General features: G+C 75.2%; 21 protein-coding genes. 8 read left to right on the top strand and 13 right to left on the bottom strand.

The annotated features are described in order from the left end of the window. The first annotated feature begins 3 nt into the window (after positions 1-3). The 3 genes from cobO to cpt all read left to right on the top strand — a co-directional run bounded on the left by cobO (position 4) and on the right by cpt (position 2676). A complete protein-coding gene (cobO, locus tag ACFRQN_RS00720) occupies positions 4-609 on the top strand; it encodes a cob(I)yrinic acid a,c-diamide adenosyltransferase (protein ID WP_380737330.1) in 606 nt (201 codons plus the stop codon). Positions 610-613: 4 nt separating this feature from the next. Continuing rightward, positions 614-1987 (top strand): cobyrinate a,c-diamide synthase, encoded by a 1374-nt coding sequence (locus ACFRQN_RS00715; protein WP_380737328.1) that lies wholly within the window; start codon positions 614-616, stop codon positions 1985-1987. 146 nt (positions 1988-2133) lie between these two features. Then, on the top strand, positions 2134-2676 hold the full coding sequence (cpt, locus tag ACFRQN_RS00710; protein WP_380737326.1) for a chloramphenicol phosphotransferase CPT: 543 nt from the start codon (positions 2134-2136) through the stop codon (positions 2674-2676). Positions 2677-2725: 49 nt separating this feature from the next. Here cpt and ACFRQN_RS00705 read toward each other — a convergent pair whose 3' ends face one another. Both ACFRQN_RS00705 and ACFRQN_RS00700 read right to left on the bottom strand, forming a co-directional pair. Beyond that, positions 2726-4453, bottom strand: a complete 1728-nt coding sequence (locus ACFRQN_RS00705; RefSeq protein WP_380737324.1) for a serine/threonine-protein kinase — start codon at positions 4451-4453, stop codon at positions 2726-2728. A gap of 88 nt (positions 4454-4541) precedes the next feature. Next, positions 4542-5129, bottom strand: coding sequence for a TetR/AcrR family transcriptional regulator (locus ACFRQN_RS00700; protein WP_380737322.1), 588 nt, complete (start codon positions 5127-5129; stop codon positions 4542-4544). A 141-nt stretch (positions 5130-5270) separates the two neighbouring features. Here ACFRQN_RS00700 and ACFRQN_RS00695 point away from each other — a divergent pair, with 141 nt between their 5' ends. Beyond that, positions 5271-6452 (top strand): FAD-dependent monooxygenase, encoded by a 1182-nt coding sequence (locus ACFRQN_RS00695; protein ID WP_380737320.1) that lies wholly within the window; start codon positions 5271-5273, stop codon positions 6450-6452. A 272-nt stretch (positions 6453-6724) separates the two neighbouring features. Here ACFRQN_RS00695 and ACFRQN_RS00690 read toward each other — a convergent pair whose 3' ends face one another. Then, positions 6725-7186: a prevent-host-death family protein gene (locus tag ACFRQN_RS00690; RefSeq protein WP_380737318.1), complete on the bottom strand. Its 462-nt coding sequence runs from the start codon at positions 7184-7186 to the stop codon at positions 6725-6727. 82 nt (positions 7187-7268) lie between these two features. On the opposite strand from ACFRQN_RS00690, the gene ACFRQN_RS00685 reads away from it, so the two are divergent. Next, positions 7269-7940, top strand: a complete 672-nt coding sequence (locus ACFRQN_RS00685; protein WP_380737316.1) for a class I SAM-dependent methyltransferase — start codon at positions 7269-7271, stop codon at positions 7938-7940. 48 nt (positions 7941-7988) lie between these two features. On the opposite strand, the gene ACFRQN_RS00680 is transcribed toward ACFRQN_RS00685, so the two are convergent. Both ACFRQN_RS00680 and ACFRQN_RS00675 read right to left on the bottom strand, forming a co-directional pair. Next, entirely contained in the window at positions 7989-8441 is a 453-nt protein-coding gene (locus tag ACFRQN_RS00680) for a hypothetical protein (protein ID WP_049655346.1), read from the bottom strand. A gap of 97 nt (positions 8442-8538) precedes the next feature. Then, positions 8539-9048 (bottom strand): MarR family winged helix-turn-helix transcriptional regulator, encoded by a 510-nt coding sequence (locus ACFRQN_RS00675; RefSeq protein ID WP_380737314.1) that lies wholly within the window; start codon positions 9046-9048, stop codon positions 8539-8541. 162 nt (positions 9049-9210) lie between these two features. On the opposite strand from ACFRQN_RS00675, the gene ACFRQN_RS00670 reads away from it, so the two are divergent. After that, complete coding sequence (locus tag ACFRQN_RS00670) at positions 9211-10158, top strand: EamA family transporter (RefSeq protein ID WP_117492054.1); 948 nt, start codon at positions 9211-9213, stop codon at positions 10156-10158. Between the two features lie 236 nt (positions 10159-10394). On the opposite strand, the gene ACFRQN_RS00665 is transcribed toward ACFRQN_RS00670, so the two are convergent. The 4 genes from ACFRQN_RS00665 to ACFRQN_RS00650 all read right to left on the bottom strand — a co-directional run bounded on the left by ACFRQN_RS00665 (position 10395) and on the right by ACFRQN_RS00650 (position 14699). After that, positions 10395-11183, bottom strand: coding sequence for a hypothetical protein (locus ACFRQN_RS00665; protein ID WP_380737312.1), 789 nt, complete (start codon positions 11181-11183; stop codon positions 10395-10397). 122 nt (positions 11184-11305) lie between these two features. Then, positions 11306-12337 carry a TolB family protein gene (locus ACFRQN_RS00660; protein WP_380737310.1) on the bottom strand — a complete coding sequence of 344 codons (1032 nt, stop codon included), beginning with the start codon at positions 12335-12337 and terminating at the stop codon, positions 11306-11308. Beyond that, entirely contained in the window at positions 12334-13728 is a 1395-nt protein-coding gene (locus ACFRQN_RS00655; RefSeq protein WP_380737308.1) for an MFS transporter, read from the bottom strand. Before ACFRQN_RS00655 ends, ACFRQN_RS00660 begins: the two co-directional genes overlap by 4 nt. Positions 13729-13733: 5 nt before the next feature. Next, complete coding sequence (locus ACFRQN_RS00650) at positions 13734-14699, bottom strand: alkaline phosphatase family protein (RefSeq protein ID WP_380737306.1); 966 nt, start codon at positions 14697-14699, stop codon at positions 13734-13736. Positions 14700-14971: 272 nt separating this feature from the next. Here ACFRQN_RS00650 and ACFRQN_RS00645 point away from each other — a divergent pair, with 272 nt between their 5' ends. Together ACFRQN_RS00645 and cobC are read left to right on the top strand one after the other, a co-directional pair. Continuing rightward, positions 14972-15439: a cobalamin biosynthesis protein gene (locus ACFRQN_RS00645; RefSeq protein ID WP_380737304.1), complete on the top strand. Its 468-nt coding sequence runs from the start codon at positions 14972-14974 to the stop codon at positions 15437-15439. Between the two features lie 69 nt (positions 15440-15508). Further along, complete coding sequence (gene cobC / locus ACFRQN_RS00640; RefSeq protein ID WP_380737302.1) at positions 15509-16555, top strand: Rv2231c family pyridoxal phosphate-dependent protein CobC; 1047 nt, start codon at positions 15509-15511, stop codon at positions 16553-16555. A 121-nt stretch (positions 16556-16676) separates the two neighbouring features. Here the strand turns inward: cobC and ACFRQN_RS00635 are convergent, their stop codons facing one another. From ACFRQN_RS00635 to ACFRQN_RS00620, 4 genes are all read right to left on the bottom strand, one after another. After that, positions 16677-17744, bottom strand: a complete 1068-nt coding sequence (locus tag ACFRQN_RS00635) for a cobalamin-independent methionine synthase II family protein (protein WP_074001639.1) — start codon at positions 17742-17744, stop codon at positions 16677-16679. A 96-nt stretch (positions 17745-17840) separates the two neighbouring features. After that, complete coding sequence (locus tag ACFRQN_RS00630; RefSeq protein WP_049656658.1) at positions 17841-18434, bottom strand: hypothetical protein; 594 nt, start codon at positions 18432-18434, stop codon at positions 17841-17843. Positions 18435-18505: 71 nt separating this feature from the next. Then, positions 18506-19603: an LLM class flavin-dependent oxidoreductase gene (locus ACFRQN_RS00625; protein WP_380737300.1), complete on the bottom strand. Its 1098-nt coding sequence runs from the start codon at positions 19601-19603 to the stop codon at positions 18506-18508. 193 nt (positions 19604-19796) lie between these two features. After that, positions 19797-20405 carry a hypothetical protein gene (locus ACFRQN_RS00620; protein ID WP_380737298.1) on the bottom strand — a complete coding sequence of 203 codons (609 nt, stop codon included), beginning with the start codon at positions 20403-20405 and terminating at the stop codon, positions 19797-19799. Positions 20406-20590 lie beyond the last annotated feature (185 nt).

The following is a 20590-nucleotide window of genomic DNA, read 5'->3' as shown; positions in this document are numbered from 1 at the left end:
CGAATGCCCAAGGGAGTCCCCGAGAGCGTCCCCGATGACGGCCTGACGACCCGTCAGCGCCGCACGCTGCCGATCACCGCCGTGCACACCGGCCCCGGCAAGGGCAAGTCCACGGCCGCGTTCGGCATGGCGCTGCGGGCCTGGAACCAGGGCTGGCCGGTCGGGGTGTTCCAGTTCGTGAAGTCCGCCAAGTGGAAGGTCGGCGAGGAGAACGCGCTGCGCGTGCTCGGCGCCTCCGGCGAGGGCGGCACCGTCGACTGGCACAAGATGGGCTCCGGCTGGTCCTGGATCCAGCGCTCCACCGAGCAGGAGATGTCCAGCGAGGAGGCGGCCAAGGAGGGCTGGGAGCAGGTCAAGCGCGACCTCGCGGCCGAGACCTACCGCTTCTACGTGCTCGACGAGTTCACCTACCCGATGCACTGGGGGTGGGTCGACCCGGACGAGGTGGTCGCCGTGCTCAAGGACCGCCCGGGCAGCCAGCACGTCGTCATCACCGGCCGGTACGCGCCCGAGGCGCTGACCGGCTTCGCCGACCTGGTCACCGAGATGACCAAGGTCAAGCACCCCATGGACGCCGGCCGCAAGGGCCAGCGCGGTATCGAGTGGTAGACCGTTGAGCAACATCCCCCGCCTCGTCGTCGCCGCGCCCTCCTCGGGCGCCGGCAAGACCACCGTCGCCACCGGCCTGATCGCGGCGCTCGCCGCGCGCGGGCTGGTGGTGTCGCCGCACAAGGTCGGCCCCGACTACATCGACCCGGGCTACCACGCGCTCGCCGCCGGGCGCCCGGGCCGCAACCTGGACGCCTTCATGTGCGGGCCGGAGCGGATCGCGCCGCTGTTCCTGCACGGCGCGGCGGGGGCGGACGTCGCCGTCGTCGAGGGGGTCATGGGCCTGTTCGACGGGGCCTCCGGGCGCGGCGAACTGGCCTCCACGGCGCACGTCGCCAAGCTGCTGCGGGCGCCGGTGGTGCTGGTCGTGGACGGCTCCTCGCAGTCCCGCTCGGTGGCCGCGCTGGTGCACGGATTCGCCTCCTGGGACCCGCAGGTGCGGCTCGCCGGGGTGATCCTCAACCGGGTCGCCTCCGACCGGCACGAGCACCTGCTGCGCGAGGCCCTGGAGGAGGGCTCCGGCGTGCCGGTGCTGGGCGCGCTGCGCCGCTCGACGGCGGTCGCCACACCCTCCCGCCACCTCGGGCTGATCCCGGCGGTGGAACGCTCGGCGGAGGCCCTCCGGGCGGTCGCCGACATGGGTGAACTGGTCGCCTCCTCGGTCGACTTGGACGCCCTGCTCGAACTCGCCCGGACGGCACCGGAGTTGGACGCCGAACCCTGGGACCCGTCGGCCGAGGTCACCCCGGTGGCCGGCCGGCCCCGGATCGCGGTGGCGGGCGGCGCGGCCTTCTCCTTCTCGTACGCCGAGAACGCCGAACTGCTCAGCGCGGCGGGCGCGGAGGTGGTCCCGTTCGACCCGCTGCACGCCTCCTCGCTGCCCGCCGGAACGGCCGGCCTGGTCATCGGCGGCGGCTTCCCCGAGCTGTACGTCCGCGAGCTGAGCGGCAACGCCCCGCTGCGCGCCGCCATCGCCGCGTTCGCCGCCGCGGGCGGGCCGGTCGCCGCCGAGTGCGCCGGACTGCTCTACCTGGGACGGGAGTTGGACGGCCTGCCGATGTGCGGCGTGCTGCCCACCGACGCCCGGATGACCGAACGCCTCACCCTCGGCTACCGGGAGGCGGTCGCCCTGCACGACTCCCCGCTGGCCCCGGCCGGCACCAGGCTGCGCGGCCACGAGTTCCACCGCACGGTCTGCGAGCCCGGCGCGGGCGAACTCCCCGCCTGGGGCTGGCGCCTGCCGACCGGCCCCCGCACCGAGGGCTTCGCGAGCGGCAACGTGCACGCCTCCTACCTGCACCTGCACTGGGCGGGCGCACCGGCGGTGGCCGCCTCCTTCACCGCTGCGGCGGCGGCCTTCGCGGCGGGGGCGGCGTAGTCCGGGGCTTCGGCGGTGGGGGGCGGCGTTGATGGGGGCGGCGTTGATGGGGGGCGGTCGGGGCCGTGCGGTCCACGGCCGCACCCCTGTGGCACCCCCGGGATAACGCCGCGACGTCGCAGGGTGCGCGGCCGTAGGCTCCGCGCATGCATGTGATCGTTCTCAACGGCGGCTCCAGTTCCGGCAAGTCGAGCATCGCCCTGCGCTTGCAGGAGCTGCTGCCGGACCCCTGGCTGCACCTCGGCGCGGACACCATGGTCGAGGCGCTGCCGCCGTCGCTGCGCACCGGCGGCGAGGGCATCGGCGGGCTGGAGGACGGGAACGGGACGGTCGAGGTCGGCCCGGTCTTCGCCACCCTGGACGCCGCCTGGACGCTCGGGGTCGCGGCGATGGCCCGGGCCGGGGCCCGGATCGTGGTGGACGAGGTGTTCCTCGGCGGCGCCGCTTCGCAGGCCCGGTGGCGGTCGGCGCTGGAGGGCCTGGACGTGCTCTGGGTCGGGGTGCGCTGCGATCCGGCGGTGGCCGCGAAGCGGGAGGCCGCCCGCGGCGACCGGGCGGCCGGGATGGCCGCCGCGCAGGCCTCGCTGGTGCACGAGGGCGTCACGTACGACCTGGTCGTCGACACCTCGCGGGCCTCGGTGGACGACTGCGCCCGGCTCGTCGCCGGGCGGGCAACCTCCGACGGCTGAGGCCGCACTCTCCCTTCCGGAGCCACCGGGGCCGGGCCCGTCGCCGCCGCTACAGCGCGAGGGTCTGCCAGCCCCGGGTGATCTGGTCGTGGACGGCCGCCGGGTCCGGCGCCGTCGGCTGGGCCGCCGCCAGCGCCGCCAGCAGGGCTGTGCCGTCCGCCGGGCGCTGTTCGGGGGCCATGGCCAGCGCGCGGGTGACGACGGCGGCGAGCGCCGGGTCGAGGGCCTGGACCGCCGCCAGCGCCGCGGGTTCGGGCCCGGTCTCCACGATCCGGCGGATCACCGCTCCCGTGTTGGTCGCCGCGAACGGGCTGGCGCCGTGCGCCGCGCACACCACGCAGCACGCCCAGGCCCACACGTCGGCCGCCGTACCGACCCGCTCCTCGCCGAACTGCTCCGGCGCCATGTACGTCAGGGTGCCCGGCCCGCCGCCGGTGGCGGTCAGCCGGGTGCCGTCCACGATCGCCGCGATGCCGAAGTCCAGCAGGCGCGGACCGGCCGTGGTCAGCATGATGTTGGCGGGCTTGAGGTCCCGGTGGACGAGCCCCAGCCGGTGCACCCCGGACAGCGCCACGGCCAGCGCCAGCGCGAGGGCGCGCAGCGCCTCGGCGGAGCGGATCGGCCCCTGCTCGCGCAGGTGGGCGTCCAGCGGGCGGCCGTCCAGCAACTCCATGGCCAGGTACGGGCGTCCGGAGTCCACGCCGGTGTCGAGCACCCGGGCGGTGTAGGCGCCGGGGACCATCGCCAGCACCTCGGACTCGCGCTGGAAGCGGCGCAACAGGTCGGCGTCGTCGAGGAGTTCGAGGTTGATGGTCTTGAGCGCGACCTGGGTGGCGGAGCCCTGCCGCTGGGCGAGGTAGACCGTGCCCATGCCGCCGGAGCCGATCCGGCCGAGGAGCTGGTAGCCGCCGATCGTACGGGGCTCGTGAGCGCCGAGGGGGCTGCCGACGGGCGTCCTCGGCAGCACCGGCGGGGCGGCCGGGGCAGCCGGCACCGGAGGGGCGGGCTGCCCGAACTGCGTGGGGACGTACGGGGCCTGAGGCGGGGCGTACGGCGTCTGCGGCGGGACGTACGGCGCCCGCGCCGGCGCGGTGGGCACGTACGGGTACGGCGACGCCGGGAGCGCCTGGACCGCTTGGGCCGCCTGGGCGGCCTGGGCCACTCGGGCCTCTTCGGCGCGCACCGCCTCCGCGCCGACCGGCCTGGCCCGGCGGCTCGCCGCCATCGCGACGGCCTGGAACACCAGCGCGGCGACGATCAGCCCGACCGGCAGGAGGAACACGGCGAGCACCGCGCGGAGGGCGAGCAGGCCGGCGACCTGGGCCCGGGTCCGGCCGGCCCGCCACAGCCGAGGCGGCATGCCGACGGTCCACAGGTTGCGCTGGGTCAGGCACCAGAGCAGCAACCAGAGCAGCAGGCAGACGACGAAGGAGGTGATGTACCAGGTCCGCGCCGAGTGGAGGGGCAGGTGCGAGACGATCGTGAGGTACCGCGCGTTGTAGACGTCGAACGACCGCCCCAGCCCCTCGAAGAGGACGCTGCTCCAGGCGCGCAGGACGGCCAGCACTCCCACGGCGGTCAGCAGACCCACCGTCAGTTCGCCGATCGTCGCGCCGGTGCCGCCCCGCGCACCTCCGGCCGGGTCCGCGCCGGCGGCCGCCAACGCCCGGCGGCGCGTTGCCGCTTGGGCACGGACCAGCACCGGCAGCGTCGCCAGCCGCACCAGCAGCGCCACCCCGACCACCACCAGCACCGCGACGTCGAGCGTGTTCAGCATTTCTTCCCCCTGCCTGATCGGGCAGAGGGAGTATAGGCGGGCACCCCCGGGCCCCGGCCCTACCGGGTCCCACCGGTCCTACCGGCTCCTACCGGTCGAGCAGCACGGCGAGGTAGCGGTCGATCTCCTCGCGCAGTTCCTCCGGCATCGGCACGTGCCAGTGCCCGCTGCCGGCCGTGGCGTTGAACAGCACGCCGTCGCACCAGCGGATCAACCGGCGGGCGTCCCCCGTGGGGTCGCCCGAGCCGGAGGCGGCGAGCAGCTCGGCGGCGCGCTGGGCGAAGCGCGCGCCCAGGCGGTCGTAGAGGGTGCGCAGTTCGGGCCTGTGGGCGGCCTCCAGGGCGAGTTCCAGGCGGGCCAGGGTGAGCCGGCGGCCCTCCGTGAGCGCCCGGAAGAGCACCTCGGCGCCGACCTCGGCCAGCAGTTCGCGCGGCAGGACGGCGGCCCGCGGCAGTTCGCCCTCGGCGAGGACCGGGAAGTCTGCGGTCTCCCGCTCGACGATCCGGGTGAGCACGAGCTCCAGCAGGGCGGCCCTGGTCCGGGCGAGGTTGGAGGTCGAGCCGGCGGGCAGGCCGGACGCGTCGTCCACGGCGCGGTGGGTGAGCCCGCGCAGGCCGGCGTCGGCGATCAGGTCGATGGCGGCGTCGGCGATCAGGGTCGGGCGCGGGGGTGTCATGGGTCCGATCATGGCCTTTCCAGTCGGGCTCCCCCAACTCACTACAGCCGTAGTTTACGGCTCACTACACATGTAGTAGCGTGCCGGACATCGGACACTACACCTGTAGTGCCCGGGTCGCGCGAGAAGAGGAGCCCCCTCATGGGCCTGCACCAGGCGATCGTCATCGGCGGCGGCATCGGCGGCCTCACCGCCGCCCTCGCCCTCCACCGGCAGGGCATCCCCGTACGCGTCCACGAACGCGCCGAATCCCTCGAACCCGTCGGCGCCGGGCTCGCCCTCGCCCCCAACGCCCTGCGCTCCCTCGACCGGCTCGGCGTCGGCGCGCGCCTGCGCGCCCTCGCCGCCCCGCACCCCGCCGTCGGCCTGCGCCACCCCTCCGGCCGCTGGCTCGCCCGCCTCGACACCACGGCCTTCGAGGCCTGCTTCGGCGACACCATCGCCGCCGTCGCCCGCGCCGACGTCATCGCCGCCCTGGTCGACGCGCTCCCGGAGGACACCGTCCGCACCGGCTCGCCCGCCACCCTCGTCACCCCCGGCAGCGCCACCGAGCCCGCCGTCCTGCGCACCGCCGACGGGGAGGAGACCGCCGACCTGGTCGTCGCCGCCGACGGCATCCGCTCCGCGACCCGGGCCCTGCTCTTCCCCCGCCACCCCGGCCCCCGCTACAGCGGCTTCACCACCTGGCGCGCCGTCGTCACCCCCGACCGCCGCCCGGCCGCCGTCGGCGAGGTATGGGGCCGCGGCCGGCTCGCCGGAGTCGTCCCGCTCGCCGACGGCCGGGTCTACGTCTACGGTGCCGCCCTCGCCCCGGCCGGCGAGCGGGCCGCCGACGGGGACGAGCGGGCCGAACTCCTGCGCCGGTTCGGCGACTGGTGCGCCCCCGTACCGCAGCTGTTCGCCCTGGCCGAGCCCGAACGCGTCCTGCGCCACGACGTCTGGGACCTCGCCGACCCACTGCCCGCCCACCACCACGGCCGGGTCGCCCTCCTCGGCGACGCCGCCCACGCGATGTGCCCCTTCCAGGGCCAGGGCGCATGCCAGGCCATCGAGGACGCCGTCGTCCTCGCCTCCCTGCTCACCCCCGCCGCCGACCCGGCCGCCGCCCTGCCCGCCTACACCGCCGCCCGACTCCCCCGCACCACCGCCGTCGTCGCCGCCTCCCGCCGCATCGGCAACCTCGTCGCCCTCCGCTCCCCCGCCGCCACCCTCCTGCGCGACACCGCCCTCACCCTCACCGGCCTCCTCCCCGCCCGCACCCTGCTGAACCGCTCGGCCGCGACCTTCGACTGGCAGCCGCCGACCCTGGGCGGAGCGGGGTGAGGCGGACCGGGGCGAGGAGACCCGCAGCCGCCGGAGCCAAGGCCGGCTACGTGTCGGTGTCCTTGGGGTGCCGGGGCGAGGCGTAGACGAAGTGGACGGTGCGGGCCGCCTCGTCCACCAGGTACCGCACCCGGCCGCCCGCCGTCACCTCGTACTCCCATTGCGGCAGCTCGACCCCGCCGAAGACCCGGGTCGCCAGGCGCCCCCGGAGCCGGTGCTGCCGATCGGGGTCCCGCGCCGAGACGGCGGGACGTCGTCGCCGCGCTTGGGGCTCACGACTCGACCACCTCGCCGTGGTCGTCGCCGGGGAGAGGGCCGGTGAGCTCGGCCGCCAGTTCCGGATCCGCGAGGACCCTGGCGGTGGCGCGCCACTCGGCTGTCACCCGGTGCAGGCCGGCGTGCACGTCCAGCTCGACGACGTCACGCGTCACGTCGACGAGGTCGACGACGAACTCCCGGATCTCCTCGGCCGACAGGTGCCTGACCCAGGGGAAGACCGCGGGAAGGGCCGGCAGCACGGCCCGCGCACCCTCATCGCTGCCGATCAGCGCGGCGAGCAGGCGCGCGGTGACGTCCGCGGTCTGCTCGCGCTGGCGGTCGTGGCGCTCGGTGGTGAGGTAGAGGTCCTCGCCGTCCCGCCGCGTGACGCGCACGCGCTGGGCCCGCTCCACGGTGTCCGCGACACGCTTGGAGTTCTTCGACAGCTCGGAGAAGGACACGGTGAGGGTCGGCATGGTCCGACGGTAGTTCGGAATACGTTCCGAAGTCCATCGCGACGAGGCCGTCGGGCGGCCCGTGTCGGTGGCGGTTGCGATGATGCGCGCCATGGATGACTCCGGCCGCCGCGCCATTGCCGAGTACTGGGACGCGGCCGCCGCGGCCTTCGACGAGGAGCCCGACCACGGGTTGCGGGCGGGGCCGGTGCGGGCGGCGTGGCTTCGGCGGGTGCGGGGGTGGGTGCCGGGCGGGGCGGCGGACGTGCTGGACGTCGGGTGCGGCACCGGGTCGCTGTCGCTGCTGCTCGCGGCGGACGGGTACCGGGTGACGGGCGTGGACCTGGCGCCGCGGATGGTCGGGCGGGCCAGGGCGAAGCTGGTCGCGGCGGGCCTGACGGCGCGGTTCCTGGTGGGTGACGCGGGCGCGCCGCCGCTCGGGGACGAGAGCTTCGACGTCCTGCTGTCGCGGCACCTGGTCTGGACGCTCCCCGAGCCCGAGCGGGCGCTGCGCGCCTGGGTGCGGCTGCTGCGGCCGGGCGGCCGGCTGGTCCTGGTCGAGGGCCGCTGGCGGGAGACCGGGCAGGCCACCGTCTCGCCGTACCCGGCCGGGGCGGGGCCGCTGCCGTGGGGCGGCGGGGTCGGGGCGGAGGAACTCGCGGCGGCCGTACGGCCGTTGGTCTCCGAGCTGCGGGTCGAGCCGCTCGCCGGGGAGGCCGAGCTGTGGGGCGGCCCGGTGGACGACGAGCGGTACGCGCTGGTCGCACGCCGTTGAGCGGCCCGGTCGGGCAGCCCGATCGGACCTCCCGACCAGACGCCCCGGTCAGACGGGCTGGCCGAAGGTGCCGGTGAGCGGGTCGGAGTGGTGGCAGGCGGCGCAGCGCAGCCGGGTGTAGATCGCCACCGCGCCCATGAAGACGTCCTCGCGCCCGTCGGCCGGGGACGTGGAGGCGGCGGGTTCCCCGCAGTCCAGGCAGACCCGGCGGGGGCGGGCGGCGATCGAGCAGGCGCGGCAGATCAGGTGGGTCGGGTGTTCCGCGTGCACGACGACGGGCTGCGGCCCGCCGTACAGCAGGTGGTCGCACCAGGTGCAGGACTCGTCCCGCTGCGACGCCAGCATCCGGGCGCGGGTCTCCTGCTGCCACTTCGCCGCCTCCTGCAGCGGCACCTTGACCGGCGGCCCCCACCCGGAGGCGGTCAGCCACTGGGCACCCTCGGTGCCGGCGGCCCGCAGCTGGTCGCCGACGGCGATGTCCCTGGGGGTCTTCTCTTTCATCGGGGCCTCTCCTCCGGTGGGCTTCCGCAGGGGATAACGCCGCCGGGACACCGCTGGACACGCCGCCCGCGCCCGCCCTTGGAGGCACCGGCCCGGCTCAGAGGAGCGACTCGGTGTCCCCGTGCGCGATGAGGAGCTTGCGCAGCAGGGCGTCGAGCCGGTTGCGCTCGTCCGCGTCGAGGGCCGAGAGGATGCGCTCCTCGTTGCGGACGTGACCGGCCAGCGCCCCGTCGATCAGTTCCTTGCCGGCCGGGGTGAGGCGGACCAGGACGGCCCGGCGGTCGGTCGGGCAGGGGTTGCGCTCGACCAGTCCCTTGGCGGACAGCCGGTCGACCCGGTTGGTGATGGCCCCGGAGGTGACCATCGCGGACTTGAGCAGCGCGCGGGCGTTGAGCTCGTACGGCTCGCCGGAGCGGCGCAGGGTGGCCAGCACGTCGAACTCGGAGGAGTCCAGGCCGCAGGCGGTGAAGTACTCGCGCAGGGCGTTGTCGACCCGGACGTTGAGCCGTCGCAGCCGACCGATCAGGGCCATCGGCCCGGCGTCCAGCTCGGGGCGGGCCCGGGCCCACTGCTCGACGATGTCGTCCACGGTGTCGCGCTGGTGCATGCCCGCCGCCCTTCCGGAGCCGTCTGTCCGTAGCCGTCCAGTGTCCACTGCCCACCCGACGTAGATATCTTAACATTCACATACTTGACGTTCGCGGATCCCCGGCGTAGAAATTATCTCAACGTTCAGATAATCAACGTTCAGGGGGACGTCATGGCCGTCATGGATCGCAAGCGCGCGGGGATCGCCGCCACTGCCGCACTCGCCCCGGCCGCGTGGGGCACCACCTACCTCGTCACCACCCAGCTGCTGCCCGACGGCCGCCCGCTGCTGCTCGCCGCGCTCCGCGCGCTCCCGGCCGGACTGCTCCTGCTGCTGATCGGCCGCCGACTTCCCAAGGGGCGCTGGTGGGGGCGCGCGGCCGTGCTCGGGATGCTCAACATCGGGCTGTTCTTCCCGCTGATGTTCGTCGGCGCCTACCGCCTGCCCGGCGGCGTCGCCGCCACCATCGGGGCGATCCAGCCGCTGCTCGTCGCCGGGTTCTCGATCGGCGTGCTGCGGGTACGACCCGGACGGCGGGCGGTGATTGCCGGACTGGTCGGGGTCGGCGGAGTGGCCCTGCTGGTGCTCAAGAGCGGCGCCCGGCTGGACGGCGTCGGCATCGCCTCGATGGTCGCCGGGATCTCGCTGATGGCCATGGGCACCGTCCTCACCCGCCGCTGGGGCCGCCCCGAGGGCGCCACCCTGCTCGACCTCACCGGCTGGCAGCTCCTGGCCGGCTCGGTCTTCCTCGTCCCGCTCGCCGCCCTGGTCGAGGGCGCACCGCCCGCCCTGAGCGCCGCCAACCTGGCCGGCTTCGCCTACCTCGGCCTGTTCGGCACCGCGCTCGCCTACTCCCTCTGGTTCCGCGGCATCGAGCACCTCGGCGCCGGCCCGGCCTCCTTCCTCGGCCTGATCAACCCGGTCGTCGCCACCCTCGGCGGCCTCCTCGTCCTCGGCCAGACCCTCACCCCCTGGCAGGTCCTCGGCCTCCTCCTCGCCCTCGCCGCCATGCTCGTCGGCCAGGCCCCCACCCGCCGCACCCCGACCCCGGCCCCGACCACCACCCCCTCCACAGCCGCGGCCGAGCCCCCCACCCCCCGCCCCGAACCGGCCACCGCCGCCCGCTGACCAGCCCCTCCCGAACGCCCGCGCCCCGCCGAGTCCCTCCTGGCGGGGCGCAGGCGTGTCCGGAGGCCGGCGCGGAGCAGCGGGTGAGCGTGGACGGCGGGGGTCAACTGGTGGCGCCGGGGGTCGCCGGAGACGGTGGCGACGTAGATGCGGCGGGCCGTGGGGGCGTGGGTGGGGAGGGCGCAGGCGTGTCCGGAGGCCGGCGCGGAGCGGCGGGTGAGCGTGGACGGCCAGGGTCAGCCGGTGGCGCGGATGTAGATGTCGGCGGCGCCGGGGAGGCCGCCGGAGATGGTGGCGACGTAGATGCGGCGGGCGGTGGGGGCGTGGGTGGGGAGGGCGGTGGGGCTGGGGGTCCAGGTGGGGCTCGGGGTGGGGTCGTCGGGGGTGGGCTCGTCCGGGGCGGCGGGCTCGTCCGGGATTGGGTCCGGGGCGGGGGCGACCACGGGGGCCGGGTCGGCGGGCTCGGCGAGGGGGTCGTCGGACTCCGGGGTGGGGGTGGCCTCCGGGGACGGGCTCTCGGCGGGGGTGGGGGTGGCCGAGGGAGAGGGGGTGACGGCGGGCGGCGGCGGGGAGTCGGGGAGTTCCGGGGCCTCGGCCGGCTCGTCGCCGCCGAGGGCGGCGAGCAGGTCGGCGGGGAGCGGGGCGACCGGGCCGGGCGCGGGGAGGTCGTAGGCGCTGAGGAAGTCGCCGAGACCGGGGGCCCGGCCGCCGCCGAGGCGGTAGTGCAGGTAGGCGACCGGGGCGCCGTCGGAGGTGTGGGTGTAGACGGCGCCGACCGGGACGTAGAAGCGGCCGACGCCGGGGTGCTGGGAGGGGTGGAGCCCGGCCAGGCGTTCGGCGCGGTCGCGGTCGGTCTCGCGGCCGGTGCCGCCGGCGGTGAGCGCGTTGACGCCGCGCACCACGAGGGCGGCGGCGACGGACACGCACAGCACCAGCCCGACGGCGACGGTGCGCCGCAGGACCGGGCGGCCGTGCAGGGCGGGCCACGAGTCGGTCACCGTGCGCTCGGGTGGGATGCCGTCCACGGTTGTCTTGCTCCCCCGTTCGGTCAGAACGCTCGATCAGGACGTCTGATCAGGACATTTGTTCGAGATGCCTGATCGGGACGTCACACTCTGCTCGACGTGGGACGGTAGCCGAGAGTTCCTCAGCCCAGGTAGGCGGGGGCGACCGCGGCCTTGGTAACCGGCTCCGCGCGGCCCGAACCGTCCGCCGGGACGGTCCACAGGTCGGCGCCGTAGTCGCCGGGCAGGGCGTAGACCAGGGTGCCGGCGCCGGACCAGAGCGCCTGGTCGTCGATGTTGCGCTGCTCGGCGGTGGCGGTCTCGGTCATGGTGGCGAGGTCGAGCACGTACAGCCGCCACGGGGCGTCGGCGGGCAGGCCGGGGACGCGCTTCTTGTACGCGACGCGGGTGCCGTCCGGGGAGAGCGAGGGGCACTCGACGTTGTCGTGCAGGGCGGTGAGGGTGCGGGCGGTGAGGTCGCCGCGGACGAGGTGGGTCTGCCCGGCGCTGGCGAGGGTGGCGTAGAAGGTGGTGTCGTCGGCGAAGGTGACGCCCCAGATGTTGATGTCGTGCGCCTGGTACGGGCGGCCGTCCAGGACGACCGCGAAGTCCTCCAGGTTCTCCCGCAGGTTCCAGTCCCGGACGTCCACGATCGAGGTGCGGGTGGAGAAGTCGCTGCCCGCGTACGAGTCGCCGCTGACGAAGACCGTCCAGGCGGCGAGGTGCCCGGACGGCGAGACCCGAGAGCGGGTGGGGATGCCGGCCGCCGGGAACGAGCGGAGCTCGCGCAGGTGGTCGTCCAGGACGACGGCGCGGTAGGTGTCCTCCAGCGCGCCGTGCTGGGCCTGGAGGCAGATGCCGGTGCCGGCGGCGGCGTGGAAGCGCAGGCACTGGACGCCGGAGGCGGTGCGCGGGCCGTCCGGGTGGTCGGCGGCGACGGTGGTGATCTCGTCCCGGTGCGGGCCCCAGGCCATGTTGCGGAACAACAGCTGTCGTCCGCCGGACTGCACCTGTAGTGACACCGGGCCGGACGCGACGGACGGCCCGCCGGGCTGGGCCTGGTCCCGGCGGGCGGTGCGGTCGGCGGCGTAGAGGACGGCCCCGGTGCCGACCGCGCCGAGCAGCACGACGGCGACCAGCAGGATGATCACCCTGGTCCGGTTCCGCAGGTTCATCGGCTCTTCTCCTCCGGGGGCTTCATGACGACGGGTTCGGACGGGTGCGGCACCGCCGCGGCGGAGGGCTCGGACCGGCGCAGCACCGCCGCCGCGCCGAGCACGCACAGCGCCAGCGCCCCCGCCGACCAGCCCAGCGCCGCCGAGCCGCCGACCGCGCCCCACAGCGCGCCGAACAGCAGCGAGCAGGCGAACCGGGCCAGCGCCTGGCCGGTGCCGACCAGGGCCAGCCCGGCGCCGCGCTGCTCGGCGGGTACGGCGTCGGCGGCCGCCGCGGCGAGCACGCCGTCGGTGGCCGCGTAGAAGGTGCCGTGCAGCGCCAGCACGCAGAGCACCGCCGGCAGCCCCCGCAGCGGCGAGAGCAGCAGCCCGTACGCGAGCAGCAGCACCCCGTGCCCGGCGAGGAAGAGCCGGTGGCGGCCGATCCGGTCGGCGAGCGCGCCGAGCGGGACGGCGAGCAGCAGGAAGGCCGCGGCGGTGCCCAGCGGCAGCAGCGGGAACAGGTCGACGGGCAGGTCCAGTCGGCGCTGGACCAGCAGGTAGAGGAAGGAGTCGCTGACGGTGGTGAGGCCGAGCAGGACGGCGCAGAGCGTCAGCCGGCGCAGCCCCGGCAGGCGCAGCAAGGTGAGGCTAGCGCGCAGCGAGGGGGCGGGCGCCGAGGCGTCGTCGCCCTGCTGCCGGTTCGGCACGAACAGCAACAGGATCAGCACGCCGAGCGCCGCGACGCACGAGCTGACCGTGAACACCGCGTCGTAGCCGTGCCGTTCGCCGCCGTCGGCGAGCAGCGGGCCGCCGGCCAGCCGCAGCACCAGGAAGGCGGTGAGCGGGCCGAGCAGGGCCCCGGCCGTGTCCATCGCCCGGTGCACCCCGAACGCCCGGCCGCGGTGCGCGGGTTCGGTGGCGAGCGAGATCATCGCGTCCCGGGGCGCGGTGCGCAGGCCCTTGCCGGTGCGGTCGACGGCGATCACGGCGCCGATCAGCGGCACGGTGTGGACGAACAGCAGCAGCGGCCGGCACAGCGCGGACAGCCCGTACCCGACGGCCGCGACGGCCTTGTGGCGGGCGGCGCCGTCGCGGCCGCGGCGGTCCGAGAGGTGGCCGCCGACCAGCCGGACCAGCGCGCTGAAGCCGTTCTGGATGCCGTCGAGCAGGCCGAAGCCGAGCGGGGAGAGGCCGAGGCCGGTGAGCAGGTAGAGCGGGAGGACGGCGGTGACCATCTCGGAGGAGATGTCGGTGACCAGGCTGACCGTGCCGAGGGCGAGGACCGCCCCCGGCACGGCGCCCCGCCGCGCCCGACCGGTGGCCGGCGCGGGGGCCGCCCCGAGGGGGGCCGCGTCGGCGTCGGTCGGGGCGGCGGGGGCCTTCGAGCTGCGGGAGTCCGCGACGTACACGGGCGTCAGTTCCAGATTCCGGTGATGTCGGCGGCGCCGGCCGAGTTGCCCGCGTGGGCGTTGACCCCGGCCAGGTCCTCCAGGGTGTGCAGCACGTCGTAGTGGTTGTACGTGGTGGCGGTGCTGCTGCCGGGGGCGACGTGGGCGCCGTAGACGAGGGTCGGGATGCGGTTGCCGGACAGCTTGTTGTCCTCGTCGAAGGTGAGCAGGAGCAGGCTGTTGTGGCTCTTCGCCCACTGCGCGTACCCGTCGAGGTTGGCCTGGAGCCAGGAGTCGCCGGTGCCGACGGAGCAGTCGTGCATGTCGTCGCAGAGGTCCGGGACGACGAAGGAGACCTTCGGCAGGGTGCTGTAGTCGCTCGGGAACGCGTCCATGCCGTACGCGCTGGAGGTGGGCACGTTGCCGAAGCCGAACCACGGGTTGTGCTTCTGGGCGTAGTTGCCGCTGCTGCAGTCGGTGGCGCCGGGGCCGGGCAGGCCCTCGTTGTAGCTGGCCCAGGTCTGGCCGGCGCCGATCAGCTCGGACGCGAGGTTGGGCTGCTGCAGGGCGCCGACGTCCACGCAGCCGTCGTCCACGATGCCCTGGGAGCTGCCGGAGAACAGCATGTAGTAGTTGGGCTGGCTGGGGTGGGTGAGCGCGTAGGACTGGGTCAGCGTCGCGCCGCCGGCCACCAGGGTGGTGTTGATGTACGGGGCCTTGGAGCTGCCGATCACCTGGGAGTAGGCGTGGTTCTCCAGGACGACGACGACCACGTGGTCGGGTGCGGGCAGCCCGGCGGCGGCGCCCGCGGCGGTGTCGGCGGCCGCGCTGCCGCCGGCGGCCCAGAGGCCGAGCGAGCCGGCGACCAGGCCGAGGCCGGCGGCCAGCGCGGTGAGCGGACGGAGCGGGCGCGGCCGGCGGCGGCCGGGGCGCGGGAGGGGGGCGACGGCGGAAGAGGGGGTGCCGGGGGTGCGCAGTCGTGCGAAGGCCATGGGGTCCTCCGGATGTCGGGGCTTCCTGGCGGGAGCGCCGAGAACAGTAGGAGTGCCGCGGTGACGTGTACCGCACAAGACAAGTGAAGAACAGACGAACAGCTGCCGCGCCCCGGCGGACCGGCGGCGTCGGGAAGAGCATCGGCAAGGACATCGGGAAGGGCGTCGGGAGCGGCGACGGCACCGGCGTCGGATCTCACACCCGCCGCGATTGACCCGTTCCGCCCGGGCGTGGTGGGATCACCGGAGCTTGGGACGAAAGGGTGCGGCACGTGAGCGGACTGGTCGCCGTCGTCCCCCGCACCCTGGTGGTCGGGATCGGTGCGAGCAGCGGCGCCGAGCGGACCGAGGTGCTGCGGCTGCTGACGGACACCCTCCGGGAGGCCGGGCTGGACCGCTCCGAGGTGGCCCGGCTGGCCACCGTGGCGGGCAAGGCGGACCACCCGGCGGTGCGCTGGGCGGCCGACCACCTCACCGGCGTACCCGTGGACGAGCACCCGCCCGAGGCGCTCGCGGGCGTGCCGGTGCCGAACCCCTCCGCCGCCGTCGGTACGGCCGTCGGCACCGCGAGCGTGGCCGAGGCCGCGGCGCTGGCGAGCGCGCCGGGGGGCCGGCTCGTGGTCACCAAGCGGAAGTCGGCGCGGGCCACGGTCGCGATCGCCCGGGCGGCGCCGCACGGACGGCTCGCACCGCTCGACCTCGGCGACGACCCGCGGCCCGCCGTGCCACCGGGCCCGTAGAACCGCATCACGTCCACCACCAGTCGCGACCACCCGAACCAGCCGCACCACCCAGCGAGGAGACCCCGCGTGACCGCCCCCGAACCCGACCTGCGCCACCACGGCGACGCCGAGGTGCGCGCCGACGGGCTCGGCCTGGTCGACCTCGCCGTCAACGTCCGCACCGGCACTCCCCCGACCTGGCTGCGCGAGCACCTCGCGGCCACCCTCGGCGACCTCGCCGCCTATCCCGACCAGAGCGCCGCACGCGCCGCCGTGGCCGCCCGGCACGCCCGCCCGGTCGAGGAGGTGCTGCTCACCTCGGGGGCGGCGGAGGCCTTCGTCCTGCTGGCGCGTGTGCTGACGCCACGTCACATCGTCGTGGTGCACCCCCAGTTCACCGAGCCGGAGGCGGCCCTGCGGGACGCCGGACACCACGTGCACCGGGTACTGCTCGCCCCCGGGGACGACTTCCGGCTGGGCGCCGTCCCCGAGGAGGCGGACCTGGTCGTCCTCGGCAACCCGACCAACCCGACCTCCGTGCTGCACCCCGCCGAGGCCGTCGCCGCACTGGCCCGGCCGGGGCGCACCCTGGTGGTGGACGAGGCGTTCATGGACACCGTCCCGGGCGAGCGGGAGTCCCTCGCCTCCGCCCGGGACCTGCCCGGCCGGGTCGTCGTGCTGCGCAGCCTCACCAAGACCTGGGGGCTGGCCGGACTGCGGATCGGCTACGTGCTCGGACCCGCACCGCTGATCGCCGACCTCGGCGCCGCCCAGCCGCTCTGGCCGGTCTCCACCCCGGCACTGGCCGCCGCCGAGGCGTGCAGCGGCCCGGCGGCGCTCGCCGAGGCGGAGCTGGCGGCGGCCGAACTGGCGCTCTGGCGCGAGCACTTGGTGAAGGGCCTGGCCGCCTTCCCGTCGGTGCGGCTGTACGGCGAACCGGCCGCCTCCTTCGTTCTGGTACGGCTGCCCGAGGCGGCGGCGGTCCGGCGGCGGCTGCGCGAGCACGGCTTCGCCGTCCGGCGCGGGGACACCTTCCCGGGGCTGGGCGAGGAGTGGCTGCGGATCGCCGTCCGGGACGAGGCGACCACCGACCGGTTCCTCAACGCCCTTGAGGCCGTGCTCGGTTCGGCCTGACCGGCGCAACACCAGCCCACCCCCGGCCGCCGTCCGCCCGCCCGTCAGGCCGGGCGAGCGGGTGGACGGCGGGGCGGACGGGCGGACGCACAGCAGCACACCCCGGCCGACCCAGCGAGCGCTACTGGAGCCCGAGCGCCTCCGCCGCCAGGGCGGTGCCCTTCACGCGGGCCGCGATCTTGGCGAAGGCGGTGTCCCGCGAGGTGGAGGCGTCGTCTGCGAACGGTGAGAATCCGCAGTCGTCGGTCGTGCCGAGCTGGTCGACCGGGATGTGCCGGGCTGCGGCCAGCACCCGGTCCCGCACCTCCTCCGGGGTCTCCACCCTGGGGTCGATCGGGTCGGTCACTCCGACGAACACCCGGATTCCGGGGCGGAGTTGATCCGCGATGACGGCGAGCACGCGGTCGGGGTCGGCCTCGCTCGCCAGCTGCACGTAGAAGTTGCCGACCCTGAGCCGGAAGAGCTTCGGCAGCAGCTCGGCGTAGTCGACGTCCAGGCTGTGGGTGGAGTCCTGGTCCCCGCCCGGGCAGGTGTGCACGCCGAGGCGGGCCCGCTCCTCCTCGGCGAACCGGTCGAGCACCTGGTTGTTGAGGGCCACGAAGTCGTCCAGCAGAGTGCCCGACGGGTCCAGCTTGAGCGACAACCGGGCCTCGGTGAAGTCGAGTTGGACGACGTGGGCACCCGCGTCCAGGCAGCCGCGAATGTCGGCCTCGGCCTCGTCGGCCAGGTCCTCCAGGAAGTTCTCGCGCGAGTACCCGTCGATGCCGTCGGCGGGGTAGAGCAGGCTGAGCGCGGAGGGTGCGATGACGGCCTGCTTGACGGGCTGCGAGGTGTGCCGCAGGGCGTCGCGCAGATAGGTCTCGGCGCGGACCCGGTACCGGAAGGGTCCGGCGGTCAGCCGCGGCAGCTGCCGGGTGTGTCCGTCGGCGAAGGGGATGACGGCGCCGTCCCCGGCGAGGGAGGTCAGCCCGGCGAGGGGGTACGTGACGAAGCTCGGCTTCGCCTGCTCGCCGTCCACCAGGACGGGGCAGCCGAGCTCCGCCAGCCTGGCCAGGGTGTCGGCGGTGGCCTCGTCCTGCAGCTTCTTCAGGTCGGCGTCGGACAGCCGCCCCTCGGCGTGTTCGGTCAGGGCGTTCAGCAGAGTGCTCGGCCGGGGGATGCTGCCGATGGGCTCCGTGAGAATGGTCATGACGGGACGGTAGAAAGGGCGGCGCCCCGAGCACAACGGGGCGCTCGGCGCACTCCGCTCGACCGTTCACACCTCGCGCGCCCCACCCTTCTCCGTTCACGCCCCTGGAACAGCACACCCCTCCGCCCAATCCCGTAGCGTGGCGAAGTCGTCGGCGAGCAGGCCGAGTCGGGGGTTGACGTGCAGGGCGAGCGCCGGGCCGGGGTGGTTCGCCTCGATCCACTCCTCGTCCCGCGGGCCGAGTTCGTCGTCCACCCAGACGAACGGGCGTCCGGCGGCCCAGGCGACCACGTCCCTGGTCTTCCAGTGCAGCCCGTCCCGCGCCTCGCCGAACAGGTCGGACCAGCTGATGTACGGGAGTTCGGGCAGGCCCAGGTGCGGGCCTATGTGGGTGTTCGCGTCGCCCATCCAGCCGGTGGCCCACACCAGTTCGTAGGGCAGTGCCAGCAGTTCCGCGCCGTGCGAGGGGTTGAGCCAGACCCGCAGCGGCTTGACCCGGACGGCGGGGGGCTTGGCGTGCCTGGCACGGGTCGCCTGCCGGGCCTGGACCGCCGCCAGGTGCTCCTGCTTCGCCACCCACCAGGAGGGGCGCAGCCGGTGGGTGGCGTAGCCCTCGGGCCTCCGCTTCGGCGCGGCGTAGGGGTTGAGCGGTCCGTCCACGTCGAGGAGGAGCAGGGGCTGCTGGGTCATGCCATGAATTCTCGGTCCGGCGGGGGCGCTTGACCAGCGGTTTGCGGGTCGACGCGCGGAGCGGGCGCCCGCTACGGGCGGGACCACAGGTTGCGGGCGGCGAGCAGCGGGAGCACGCCCTCGCCGAACCAGTACGCCTCCTCCAGGTGCGGCATCCCGCTCAGCACGAACTCGTCGACGCCCAGCCCGTGGTACTCGCAGATCAGGTCCGCGACCTCCCGGTGGCTGCCCACCAGCGCCGTCCCGGCGCCGCCGCGCAGCAGCCCGATGCCGGCCCACAGTCCGGGGTACACCTCCAGCCGCCGCGCCGAGCCGCCGTGCAGCGCGAGCATCCGCCGCTGGCCCTCCGACTCGCTCCGGGCGAGCGCCCGCTGGGTCTCCCGCACCCGCTCCGGGTCCATCGCGGCGAGCAGCCGTTCGGTCTCCGCCCAGGCCTGGGCGGCGGTGTCCCGGGTGATCACGTGCAGCCGGATGCCGAACCGTACGGTCCGGCCCCGGGCGGCGGCCAGGCCGCGGATCCAGCGGATCTTCTCCCGGACCTGGGCGGGCGGTTCGCCCCAGGTCAGGTAGACGTCCGCGTGCTCGGCGGCGACGTCGCCGGCGGCCGGGGAGGAGCCGCCGAAGTACACCGCCGGGACCGGGTCCGGCAGCCGGTTCAGCCGCGCCCCCTCGACCCGCAGGTGCGGCCCGTGGTGGTCGACCGTCTCCCCCGCCCAGAGCCGCCGGGTGATGCCCAGGAACTCCCCGGTCCGCGCGTACCGGGCGTCCTTGTCCAGGAAGTCCCCGTAGGCGCGCTGCTCGGCGGACTCCCCGCCGGTCACCACGTTGAGCAGCAGCCGCCCGCCGGACTGCCGCTGGTAGGTGGCGGCCATCTGCGCGGCCAGCGTCGGGCTGATCTGCCCGGGCCGGAACGCCACCAGGTACTTCAGCCGCTCGGTCACCTGGCTGAGCATCGCGGTGGTCAGCCAGGCGTCCTCGCACCAGGCCCCGGTCGGCGTCAGCACCCCCTCGAAGCCCAACTGCTCGGCGCTGCGGGCGATCTGGCCGAGGTAGCCGACGCTCGGCGGCCGGTCCGAGCCGGCCGTGCCGGGCGTGGAGCCGTGCCCGCCGCCGACGATCAGCCGGCTGTCGCCGTTGGTGGGGAGGAACCAGTGGAAGGTGAGAGCCATGGACGGACACACTCCTGGGGCCGGTACTGCCTGCGGTCGGTTGACGGAACCCGCCGACCGCGACACCCGTCCGCCCACACCCGCCCCAGGTCCACGTGCAGACGGCGCACGAGGAGGGGGCGGTCCGGAGCAGTCATGGCCCGATTCTCCGGGACCGCCCCACCCCGATCAAGACCCGGCCGGAACCGGCTCGCTACCGCGCCGTCCAGCCGGTCCAGCTGCCATTGGTGTCCCGGGCCCGGGACCAGGTCCGGCCGTCGGCGCCGGGCACGTCGATGCGGAAGGCGCCGCCCATGGTCGCCGCGGTGATCTCGACCTTGCCGGCCATGGTGCCGCCGAGGGACTTCCAGTCGGTCAGCTTGGTGGAGTTGGCGATGGTCGACCGCGTGTACACCGCGTGGTTGGTGCCGATCACCAGGATCAGGCGGGTGCCGTCCCGGAAGTCGAAGAAGGTCGCCCCGCTGCCGTAGCTGCCGCCGCAGTAGAACGTGCCGCCGAACAGTCGGTCGCTGCAGGTCGTGACGCCCGGCACGGGGGTGCTCCCGGAACCGGCCGGCTCGACGGCGAGGCCCTGCGCCACCCCCGGCCCGGCCGGCTTGCCCGGCGTGATCGGCACGCCCGGCCTGGGAGCGCCCGGCACCGTGGTCGGCGCACCCGGCGAGGGAACGCCCTGCACCGTGATCGGCACGCCCGGCGTGGTGGCGGTGGTCCCGCCGGCCGCCGAGGCGGGAGCCGCAGCCGCGGCCAGCCCGATGCCCGCGAGGGCGGCGGCGGAGACGAGGGCCGCCTGGATCTTCTTCATGAACGCTCCTGAGTGAACGGTTCGGGCCGCGGGCGGCGACCGGTCGGCGCGCGAGCGCTTCCCGGCGCCCGCCCGTCGGGCCCTCTCCGGTAGCAACGGGAGCCCCGCTCGGCCGAGTTCAACGACTGGTCCGCCGATTTCGCGGAGCCGACCGGAACGCCGCCGGGCCTCCCCTCACATGGAGG

Source organism: Kitasatospora sp. NPDC056800 (genome assembly GCF_042789775.1).
Lineage (GTDB): Bacteria > Actinomycetota > Actinomycetes > Streptomycetales > Streptomycetaceae > Kitasatospora.
The sequence above is the reverse complement of the archived record's forward strand: the minus strand, read 5'-3'. Positions and strand labels throughout refer to the sequence as shown.

Bases quoted from the DNA above. Each gene is read 5' to 3' on its own strand.
- cobO (WP_380737330.1), top strand. From the start codon at position 4: ATGCCCAAGGGAGTCCCCGAGAGCGTCCCCGATGACGGCCTGACGACC.
- cpt (WP_380737326.1), top strand. From the start codon at position 2,134: ATGCATGTGATCGTTCTCAACGGCGGCTCCAGTTCCGGCAAGTCGAGC.
- ACFRQN_RS00705 (WP_380737324.1), bottom strand. From the start codon at position 4,453: ATGCTGAACACGCTCGACGTCGCGGTGCTGGTGGTGGTCGGGGTGGCG.
- ACFRQN_RS00700 (WP_380737322.1), bottom strand. From the start codon at position 5,129: ATGACACCCCCGCGCCCGACCCTGATCGCCGACGCCGCCATCGACCTG.
- ACFRQN_RS00695 (WP_380737320.1), top strand. From the start codon at position 5,271: ATGGGCCTGCACCAGGCGATCGTCATCGGCGGCGGCATCGGCGGCCTC.
- ACFRQN_RS00690 (WP_380737318.1), bottom strand. From the start codon at position 7,186: ATGCCGACCCTCACCGTGTCCTTCTCCGAGCTGTCGAAGAACTCCAAG.
- ACFRQN_RS00685 (WP_380737316.1), top strand. From the start codon at position 7,269: ATGCGCGCCATGGATGACTCCGGCCGCCGCGCCATTGCCGAGTACTGG.
- ACFRQN_RS00680 (WP_049655346.1), bottom strand. From the start codon at position 8,441: ATGAAAGAGAAGACCCCCAGGGACATCGCCGTCGGCGACCAGCTGCGG.
- ACFRQN_RS00675 (WP_380737314.1), bottom strand. From the start codon at position 9,048: ATGCACCAGCGCGACACCGTGGACGACATCGTCGAGCAGTGGGCCCGG.
- ACFRQN_RS00670 (WP_117492054.1), top strand. From the start codon at position 9,211: ATGGATCGCAAGCGCGCGGGGATCGCCGCCACTGCCGCACTCGCCCCG.
- ACFRQN_RS00660 (WP_380737310.1), bottom strand. From the start codon at position 12,337: ATGAACCTGCGGAACCGGACCAGGGTGATCATCCTGCTGGTCGCCGTC.
- ACFRQN_RS00650 (WP_380737306.1), bottom strand. From the start codon at position 14,699: ATGGCCTTCGCACGACTGCGCACCCCCGGCACCCCCTCTTCCGCCGTC.
- ACFRQN_RS00635 (WP_074001639.1), bottom strand. From the start codon at position 17,744: ATGACCATTCTCACGGAGCCCATCGGCAGCATCCCCCGGCCGAGCACT.
- ACFRQN_RS00630 (WP_049656658.1), bottom strand. From the start codon at position 18,434: ATGACCCAGCAGCCCCTGCTCCTCCTCGACGTGGACGGACCGCTCAAC.
- ACFRQN_RS00625 (WP_380737300.1), bottom strand. From the start codon at position 19,603: ATGGCTCTCACCTTCCACTGGTTCCTCCCCACCAACGGCGACAGCCGG.
- ACFRQN_RS00620 (WP_380737298.1), bottom strand. From the start codon at position 20,405: ATGAAGAAGATCCAGGCGGCCCTCGTCTCCGCCGCCGCCCTCGCGGGC.